The sequence below is a fragment of the Legionella tunisiensis genome (assembly GCF_000308315.1).
GTDB classification, from domain to species: domain Bacteria; phylum Pseudomonadota; class Gammaproteobacteria; order Legionellales; family Legionellaceae; genus Tatlockia; species Tatlockia tunisiensis.
In genome coordinates this window covers 1-8940 of sequence record NZ_CALJ01000179.1, presented here as the reverse complement: position 1 = coordinate 8940, position 8940 = coordinate 1, and the positions used below count along the sequence as shown (strand labels likewise).

Here is an 8940-nt window from a genome sequence, read left to right as displayed (position 1 = left end):
AAAATGACAAAAAAACAAGATTATCTATACCTAATACTATCTCTAAAATAACCAACGCAGAAAGGCTTAAAAGTATATCTAAAAATTCCATGTCATCACTTTAAAATATCAATATCAGCAGTCTTATTGTCACCCGAAGTTATCCAAAGGTAAATGATTCACTTTCGAACCTATTTTAGCTATACTAACGCGCGATAAACAAGTTATACAGGTGACTAAATCATTAAGTTAATCAAAAAGCTGCTACGTAAATCCAGAGTGAACCAATCGCCTGTTGATGCCAGTTATATTATTCCACGCAGCCAACACCATTTATCAAAAAACTGATATCAGTGCAAATGCACTTAAAGTCTTGAATCGCCTTAATAGCGCTGGTTTCCAAGCCTTTTTAGTCGGCGGTAGTGTACGTGATCTTTTACTGCGTAAACTACCCAAGGATTTTGACGTTGCAACTAACGCTACACCTAGCCAAATAAAAATTATTTCGCAATGCTCGTATTATAGGACGACGCTTTAAGTTAGTTCATATTATTTTCATCGTGACATTATTGAAGTAGCTACTTTCCGAGGAAGTGAAAGTACAGATGAAGTTATTGAGGCAAATCAATTAACCAATGAACGAGGCATGTTAGTCCGTGATAACGTATATGGAACTCTCGACGAAGACGCCTGGCGCCGCGATTTCACTATTAACTCACTCTACTACAATATTGACGACTCTTCGATTGTTGATTTCACAGGTGGTGTCAAGGATGTAAGTCAGCGTATCATTCGTATGATTGGCGATCCGTCAACTCGTTACCAGGAAGATCCTGTACGTATGCTGCGTGCAGTACGTTTTAGTGCCAAATTGCATTTTAGCCTCGCTCCAGAAACAGTGGAACCTCTACCACGCTTAAGTTACTTGATTACCCATGTTTCTGGTTCGCGCCTGTTTGATGAAATGACCAAACTATACCAGTGTGGCGAAGCCGAAAACGTACACCGTTTATTAATTCAGCATGGTTTGTTTCCTCATCTTTTTGCCCAAACAGCAAAATTGATGGATAGCGACTACCCCGTGAATGCCTTAATAGGAATCGCACTGGAAAATACAGATACACGCATTAGAGATAACAAGCCTGTTACACCAGCTTTTTTATTTGCTGTGCTACTATGGTTTCCTTTGCAGGCACGAGCTGCACTGTTGCAAGAAGAAGAGGGATTAGATCCTCTACCTGCTTTAGAAAAAGCGATGTCGCAGGTTATTATTGAACAAAATCAAGTCATAACAATTCCTAAACGTTTTAGCCAAATCATGCGAGAAATGTGGCTGTTACAATATCGTTTTCCAAAGCGTTTAGGTGGACGGGCATTTAATTTATTACAGCATCCCAGATTTCGCGCCGCCTATGATTTCCTGGCTTTGCGAGCACTTGCCGGTGACGAAGAGCTTGAGTTAGCACAATGGTGGACTACCTTCCAGGATGCACCTGAAAACGAGCAAACTGAAATGATTACGGCACTCGCCCCTACTGCTCCACGCAAACCGCGAAAACGTCGCAAACCCAAAGCAGCAAGATCCGAATGATTTCTTGTTATCTGGGATTAGGGAGTAATCTGCGTTCACCTCAACGCCAATTACGACAGGCTTTAGCTGCTTTACGACATTTGCCATCTACACAAATTACCAAAGTAGCACGTTTTCATCGCAGCCGCGCTTGGGGAAGAAAAGCACAACCTGATTATTATAATACCGTTATAGCGTTGCAAACGCACTTAACCCCTGAGCAATTACTAAAATTCTGTCAAAAAATCGAACGTCAACAAGGTCGTATACGAAAAGTACGTTGGGGCTCACGCACACTTGATATCGATATCTTATTATTTGGCACAAGAAAAATTAATTCCATTCAAATAACTATTCCACATCCACAGTTACATCTGCGCGATTTTGTTTTTGTCCCTTTGCTTGAGCTATCTCCTAACCCATTAATAATGGCTAGCAGTAATCTTTCCACGCTTATTAAAGAAAACGAATATTGTCTGACAATTAAGCAATAGCTCTCTTTCCAAACACCTTATAGTGAGAGAAGTGCGTAAATATACGAAGAGCAGAATCGAAGTACACACATACTGTATCGGCGAAGCAAATTCTTACCACTATAGAATTTAGAAAAAATCTATAAAATTCATTGTTGTTTTTTCTATGCATAAACTACACTTACGGTATCAAGCGGTTATTAAGCGAGGGAATTGTGTATACATCTATACTGCACGCAACCGATTTGAGTGAAAACCATTTTGATATGTGTAAACAAGCCGTAAAAATAGCTCACCTGTTTGGGGCAACTCTCCATCTACTGCATGTTATCGAACCACCACCTTCACTACAGCTAGCCCAGGGTCTTGGATTTGCAGAATTTGACAGTCCGGTTAAGGAAGATGCACAGGCTGTTATGAGTGTTTTGGGGGAAGCGCTTGGTATCCCTTCCGAGCAACAGCACGTTGAAATTGGTTCAATTAAAATGCATGTGTTGGATAAGGTAAAAGCCTTAGGGTGTGGACTCATCATTATTGGCAGTCATACTCCAAACGCGCTTCCAGCTTTTCTGGGAAGTACGGCGCATGCCGTAGTCCATCATGCCCTTTGCGATGTTTTAACGATACGGAGCAAGATTTAATATTTGGAGCCTTTGCCAACAGCGTCTCTCGCCAGAGTAGTTTTGGTGAATAAGAAGAATCTTAAGGGTTTTTAAATAACGCTTACCCTTTTTTAACACGCTTCATGAGTCTTTTTTTCTTCTTAATCTGGCGTTCGGTCAATTTGTTCTTTTTATCTTTAAATGGATTACCCCCACCCTTAAATTCAAGTTTTAAAGGCGTACCGACTAAACCTAAATGAGCCACAAAAGCGTTATTGAGATAACGCTTGTAACTATCTGGCAACGAATCCAGTTGATTTCCGTGGATAACAATAAGTGGAGGATTATGGCCACCGGTATGAGCATATCTTAATTTAATTCTTCGACCATGCACCATCGGCGGTGTATGTTGACTGACCAAATCTTGTAGTAATCGAGTTAATTTTGGTGTGGAAAAAGCCTGTATTGCTGATGCATAAGCTTCATCAATATCCTTGAATAACAAGCCAACACCACTTCCGTGTAAAGCGGAAATAAAGCGAATTTTGGCAAAATGAACAAAATGCAGGCGTCGATCCAGATCAGCGCGAACCTGTTCTTTATGCTCCTCATCCAAGCCGTCCCATTTATTGACCGCTACAACCAAGGCCTTACCTGATTCAATGATAAAACCTAATAAATGCATGTCTTGCTCGGTCAAACCTTCTCGAGCATCTAAAAGCATCATACAAACATGAGATTCTTTGATTGCTTGCAATGTTTTAATTACCGAAAATTTTTCAATTTTCTCATCAACACGCGAACGCCTGCGTACGCCAGCTGTATCAATTAAAACATATTCTTTTTCATCACGCTTAAATGGAATAGCAATGCTATCACGAGTAGTACCAGGCATATCATAGACAACGACCCGCTCCTCACCCAAGATACGGTTAATTAATGTTGACTTACCAACATTCGGTCTCCCCGCAAAAGCAATTTTAATCGCCTTAACATCCGAACCTTCTTCCTCAACGGGCTCAAAATCCTGGGTCAAAATCTGCAATAAAGAATGCATACCACGACCATGCGTTGCAGAAATGGAATGTACTTCATTGAACCCTAAAGACTGAAACTCAGAACAGGCTATTTCCTCATCTAAGCCATCAGTTTTATTGACAATCAAATAAATAGGTTTGTTAATCTTACGCAAACGCTGGGCGATATTTTCATCAATTCCTATTAACCCGGCTCTACCATCCACTAAAAACAAAACAATATTTGCTTCGTCCAAAGCTGTTTCTGATTGCTTTGACATCAAAGCATCAACAGCTAAATCATCAACACCAACCCCTCCGGTATCAATCACAATAAAAGGTTTATTTTCAAATTCAGCCTGGCCATACTGTCTATCGCGTGTCAAACCAGGGTAATCTGCAACGAGGGCATCCTGAGTACGGGTTAACCGATTAAACAACGTCGATTTTCCCACATTAGGGCGCCCAACAAGGGCAATAACAGGAATCATTCAGTTAACTCACAGAAAAACGGCTTAATTTACCATTAGCGGCCATTACATAAATATTATTGCCAATAACAGAAGGAGCAGTATTAATTGCACTGCCAAGTTGCGCACGAGAGATCAAATTACCACTATCCTTTGCAAGAACATGTAGATAGCCGGTCTTGTCTCCGACCACTAAACGATTCCCCATTAGCACTGGTTCAGTCAGTCCATGCGCTTTTAGTGCCACCTGCTTCCAGTTAACTTGGCCATTTTGGCGGTTAATAGCCCAAATAACATCATCACTATCGGTTAAAAACACGGTGTTACTATCCATAGTGATATTTCGATAAACAGAAGCTGGTTTACGCCATATAAACTGCCCATCAGTTAGAGAAAGTGCACCGACGTAACCTTGGTAACTGGCGAGGTAAACAACTTGCTCACGCACAACCGGATCAGCGTCAATATCCACCAAACGCTCCACATCACTTGCGCCACTTGCGTAAGCGATACTGCGTTGCCACACTAAGCGACCAGTCTGGAGATCAACAGCATCCATTCTACCGTCAGAATAACCTACCAAAGCCAACTTATTGTCAAAAATGACCGGCGAAGAGCTTGCTTTCAAAATTAAACTAGGCGCCCCATGGTCAGAGAGCCATAATTTTTCGCCCTTTACAATATCGAAGGCATATAAATTGCCATCAATAGTTTTGGCAATGACTTTATTATTAGCAATAACTGGTTTGGACAAGACTTCCCCAGATACTTTATTTCGCCACAACTCACTTCCATCAACCTGTTTCAACAAAACGATATTTGATGTGTCAGTTCCTACAGCAATAGTTCCTGCAGAAACGGTTGGGCCACTTACTATTCCACTATCCAGTTTTTTGACCAAAGCACTTTACCTTTATTTTTATCAACAGCTTGTACTATGCCGTTTGTATCAGCAGTATAGATAACATTTCCTCTAATCTCCGGTTTTAATTTTAAGTTAGAGTTATTTTTTGGGTCCCACCCGCAGGAACAGACCATTTTTCAATTAAACTTACTTTGGTTTTGAGAGGTTCTAAAGGTGTCGGTGTAGGTGTATTATCCTTACCCAACATATAATCATCAACCTGTGTGCAAGCTTGTAATAAAGCGAAGACACCTAAAACCACCAGTTTTTTGTTAATACGCAACATATTACCTCTTTTATATCAAGCAGCTTCTAAAGCATTGTTATTTGTTTTCATGGATTGAGTAAGAGCAGCTAATTCATTAGTCTTCATTTCAAGGAAAAGATTGCCTAGACCACTTGTTCGCACTTCCGTAATAGCTTCCTTATAAGATACGATCGCTTGTTGATATTTTCCTGTAGCCGCATAGATATCGCCTTTCAACTCATTAACAACAGGCATATAAGCCACATCATCAACAGTAGTTAGTTCAGCAAGTGCTTTATCATACGCTTTTTCTGCAGCAAACAAACGCGCGATACGAATTTTTGCCACCTGCTTCAGAGCTATCATTTTTGAGTTTTTAGCAACATACTCTAAATTTTCTCTAGCCTTTTCATATTTCTCACGAGTAACAAAGAGTTTGGCTAACGCTAAACGAGCTGCATCCGCATATACTGTATCACTATATTCATTGATTAGTTGGTTAGCATAGGAGCGTACACCTTTGTTGTCCTGATTAGAAAAGGCAACCATAAGATGCTCGTAAGCATTGGATGCTTGCATACTCATTTTAGACTGATGCCAGTTCCAATATTTAAAACCTGCGACAGTTAATAACACTAGCGACAAGATTACAGTAATCATATTACTATACTTGTTCCACCATTTTTTAATCGCTTCTAGCTGTTCTTCTTCTGTCATATAAACCGACATAATTATCTCCCACTACTACCTTCCCAGACAGTCTTGTAAGTACTTGCTCAATTCCTGTTGTGGAATGGTTGCCTGTTCTTCATGACTACGCAAATTTTTAACACCAATCATTCCTTGTCTTACCTCATCTTCTCCAAGGATTAAAGCAAACTCAGCCCCACTCTTGTCCGCTTTTTTAAACTGACTTTTAAAACCCCCTCCTGCAGTATTAGTAATTACTCGCCAGTGTTGGTTTGTATTTCGCAATTCTTCAGCAAGCAATAAAGCCTGACTCATCGCTTGCGCATCTGCTGCAATAATAAATAATGACTTGGGCTCATTGATCTGTACAGCGCCATTTTTTCTAACAACAGCAACAAGCGTTCAGCACCCATGGCAAAACCGACGGCTGGAGTTGCATTTCCTCCCAGCTGTTCAACCAGGACATCGTAACGTCCTCCTGCGCAAACTGTAGCCTGACTCCCCAATTGATCAGTAACCCATTCGAAAACCATATGGCCATAATAATCCAAACCGCGAACCAACAAAGGATTAACAGTATAGGCAATACCCATTTTAGTCAGACCTTCGCACAAATTGGCAAATCGCTTTTGAGTCTCCGGACCTAGATTATCCGTTAACTTAGGCGCTTTGCTCAGCAAAGTCTGCATGTCAGGATTTTTACTATCAAGAATACGTAATGGATTTCTATCTAAACGCCGTCTACTATCTTCATCAAGTTGAGCAAAATGGTCTGTAAAATAATCTAACCAATTTTTCTCTATATTGTTGCCGTTCGCTTAGCTCTCCCAGGGTGTTAATTTGCAAATGGACTATTTTACTAATTCCCAAAGCCGTCCATAAACGTTGACAGATTGCAATGAGCTCCAATTCGATCGCTTCGCCCGCTATACCTAAGGCTTCAACACCAAATTGATTAAATTGCCTATAACGGCCTTTCTGAGGTTTCTCATGCCGAAACATTGGTCCCATATACCAAAGTTTTTGCTGCTGGTTATGTAACAAACCATGTTCCAGACAAGCACGAAGACATCCCGCAGTACCTTCTGGTCTTAGAGTCAAACTATCGCCATTCAAATCGGTGAAGGTATACATCTCTTTTTCAACGATATCAGTTACTTCACCGATAGTACGTTTGAACAATTGCGTACTTTCCACTAAAGGAAAACGAATTTCTTGATAACCGTATTGCAACAGACACTGGATGAAAACCTTTTCAAGCAAGCGCCACAATGTTGTTTGATAGGGCAAAATATCATTCATACCCCTTACCGCTTGAATTCTTTCACCCACCGTGTGTCTCCAAGGGTGTAACCGGGCCAGATGGACTTGGGCTAGTTGAAAGCATGGAACGCATTTTTGATAGATCGGTTAAACGAATGTCTGTTTCGGTTTTGCTTGATAATGCTTCAGTATGAGTATTCTTTGCAGTAAACAATTGCTGATTGTCTTTATTTTTCTGCCACCAAATACTTACTGCAACAATCACAACAACAGCAACCAAGCTGGTTAACCAACGCACTAGGCGCTCTCCTTTATTCGATTCCCGCTTACTTTGCCACAACGCTTTCTCAGGCTTTCCTTCCGTTGAATACAGACTATTAAATACGTCTAAAAGAGGTTGTGATGGCATCCCAAGTAACTTAGCATAAGCATGGATATAACCTTTAATAAAAACAGGTTCAGGCATTTGCTGATAATCATCGGCTTCCAGCAATTCAATAAGTCGGACACGCAAATGTAATTTGCCTGCAACATATTCCTGGCTATAACCCTTTTTTTCACGTACGCGGGCTAACTGCACGCCAGGATTTTCTTGATTACCGTTATGCATTTCATCCATTGGTACTATCGTATTCATTTTTTGCTCCGGTATAATAGTCCGTATAATTAGTTAACCTAGTCAAACGCTGTTTATACTCCAATTCAAGATTTTTTTACCTGCTTGACGAGCTGCATTCACAGCCATTGCAAGCATGTTAGGATCATTCAATGAAAGCGCAGGATATTTTTGTATATATTCTAACGCCTTACTTGCATGTTTCTCCTTAAGTTCGATAACAGCTAATTCATAAAGCGCCTGCTTTCGACGCGGATCTTGTTGCAGAGCCTTCACATAATAATGTTTCGCCTTAGGATAGTCAGGCATTGCTGCCGCACATAATCCAGCATTCTCATAAGCTGCAGCTGTATGAATATAATGAATATCATTCACTGCTTTTAGAAAATAACGCTCTGCTTCTTTATAACGCCCGAGACGACATAAAAAAGTTCCAAAATTATTCAGTTGGGCACCACTATCCGGCGCCAAAGCTAAAGCCTTTTGGTAGTAGGCCTGTGCTTTTTTTATTTCCCCAGTTTTTTCAAAATAATAAGCCATGGCCACGTTTACATCAGCTGAATCAGGTGCTAAATCCAATGCGGTAAGCAATTTCCGCTTTGCTCGTGGTCTATCACCCTGTTTTAAATAAGCCAAACCAAGTTGAGTATTGTAGGATGCTGCCTCATTACGCTTTTGCAGCTGAACACTTTGTTCTGCCTTTACGGCACTACTCTGTTGACAAGCTTGCAACAACAGGAAAATTAACCAAGGTAAAAAGCGTAATAGGTTCAACACAATTGTCACATGACATTAAAAGATTGGTCATTATAACCGTGAACAGACAAATTTAAAAAGCCTTATGCATTCTTTTCATCAATCTCACCAGTGAATGCCTTAGGTACAAAGTGTAATTTTTGCCAACGTCGAGAGCGACTTGTTCTATCCTTTACCTCACCAGCTAGTTGACCACAGGCTGCATCGATATCATCGCCTCTTGTTTTACGTGTAATTGTGTTAATTCCCTTGGCAATTAATTTTTCTCGAAAAGCATCAATAGTCGCTTGTGAAGAGCGTTGATACTGTGTCATAGGAAAGGATTAAACGGTATGAGATTCACTTTTGCAGGTA

The 8940-nt window shown here is 40.5% G+C and carries 8 protein-coding genes and 3 pseudogenes; 3 read left to right on the top strand and 8 right to left on the bottom strand.

The features are described 5' to 3' along the window. The first annotated feature begins 277 nt into the window (after positions 1 to 277). From pcnB to BN58_RS10830, 3 genes and pseudogenes are all read left to right on the top strand, one after another. A pseudogene (gene pcnB, locus BN58_RS24310) lies at positions 278 to 1570 on the top strand (polynucleotide adenylyltransferase PcnB). After that, positions 1567 to 2043 (top strand): 2-amino-4-hydroxy-6-hydroxymethyldihydropteridine diphosphokinase, encoded by a 477-nt coding sequence (gene folK, locus BN58_RS10835; RefSeq protein ID WP_019216843.1) that lies wholly within the window; start codon positions 1567 to 1569, stop codon positions 2041 to 2043. The pseudogene pcnB and the gene folK overlap by 4 nt, the downstream one beginning before the upstream one ends. A gap of 194 nt (positions 2044 to 2237) precedes the next feature. Next, complete coding sequence (locus BN58_RS10830; RefSeq protein ID WP_026069415.1) at positions 2238 to 2663, top strand: universal stress protein; 426 nt, start codon at positions 2238 to 2240, stop codon at positions 2661 to 2663. 82 nt (positions 2664 to 2745) lie between these two features. On the opposite strand, the gene der is transcribed toward BN58_RS10830, so the two are convergent. The 8 genes and pseudogenes from der to BN58_RS10795 form a co-directional block, all read right to left on the bottom strand. Beyond that, positions 2746 to 4131 carry a ribosome biogenesis GTPase Der gene (gene der / locus BN58_RS10825; protein ID WP_019216841.1) on the bottom strand — a complete coding sequence of 462 codons (1386 nt, stop codon included), beginning with the start codon at positions 4129 to 4131 and terminating at the stop codon, positions 2746 to 2748. Between the two features lie 4 nt (positions 4132 to 4135). Further along, complete coding sequence (gene bamB, locus BN58_RS24305; RefSeq protein WP_232220520.1) at positions 4136 to 5011, bottom strand: outer membrane protein assembly factor BamB; 876 nt, start codon at positions 5009 to 5011, stop codon at positions 4136 to 4138. A gap of 91 nt (positions 5012 to 5102) precedes the next feature. Then, positions 5103 to 5300, bottom strand: coding sequence for a hypothetical protein (locus tag BN58_RS33860; protein WP_040916445.1), 198 nt, complete (start codon positions 5298 to 5300; stop codon positions 5103 to 5105). Positions 5301 to 5315: 15 nt separating this feature from the next. Further along, complete coding sequence (locus tag BN58_RS10815; protein WP_026069414.1) at positions 5316 to 5990, bottom strand: YfgM family protein; 675 nt, start codon at positions 5988 to 5990, stop codon at positions 5316 to 5318. A gap of 15 nt (positions 5991 to 6005) precedes the next feature. Next, positions 6006 to 7283, bottom strand: a pseudogene (hisS, locus tag BN58_RS24295) (histidine--tRNA ligase). Then, entirely contained in the window at positions 7276 to 7851 is a 576-nt protein-coding gene (locus BN58_RS10805; protein ID WP_019216836.1) for a helix-turn-helix domain-containing protein, read from the bottom strand. Before BN58_RS10805 ends, hisS begins: the two are co-directional and overlap by 8 nt. A gap of 42 nt (positions 7852 to 7893) precedes the next feature. Then, on the bottom strand, positions 7894 to 8607 hold the full coding sequence (gene pilW, locus BN58_RS24290) for a type IV pilus biogenesis/stability protein PilW (RefSeq protein ID WP_019216835.1): 714 nt from the start codon (positions 8605 to 8607) through the stop codon (positions 7894 to 7896). Between the two features lie 62 nt (positions 8608 to 8669). Then, positions 8670 to 8940, bottom strand: a pseudogene (locus BN58_RS10795) (hypothetical protein); the annotation flags it as partial.

What these genes read in the sequence shown, in the direction of transcription:
- folK (WP_019216843.1), top strand. Translation starts at nt 1,567, where the DNA reads ATGATTTCTTGTTATCTGGGATTAGGGAGTAATCTGCGTTCACCTCAA.
- der (WP_019216841.1), bottom strand. Translation starts at nt 4,131, where the DNA reads ATGATTCCTGTTATTGCCCTTGTTGGGCGCCCTAATGTGGGAAAATCG.
- BN58_RS33860 (WP_040916445.1), bottom strand. Translation starts at nt 5,300, where the DNA reads ATGTTGCGTATTAACAAAAAACTGGTGGTTTTAGGTGTCTTCGCTTTA.
- BN58_RS10815 (WP_026069414.1), bottom strand. Translation starts at nt 5,990, where the DNA reads ATGTCGGTTTATATGACAGAAGAAGAACAGCTAGAAGCGATTAAAAAA.
- BN58_RS10805 (WP_019216836.1), bottom strand. Translation starts at nt 7,851, where the DNA reads ATGAATACGATAGTACCAATGGATGAAATGCATAACGGTAATCAAGAA.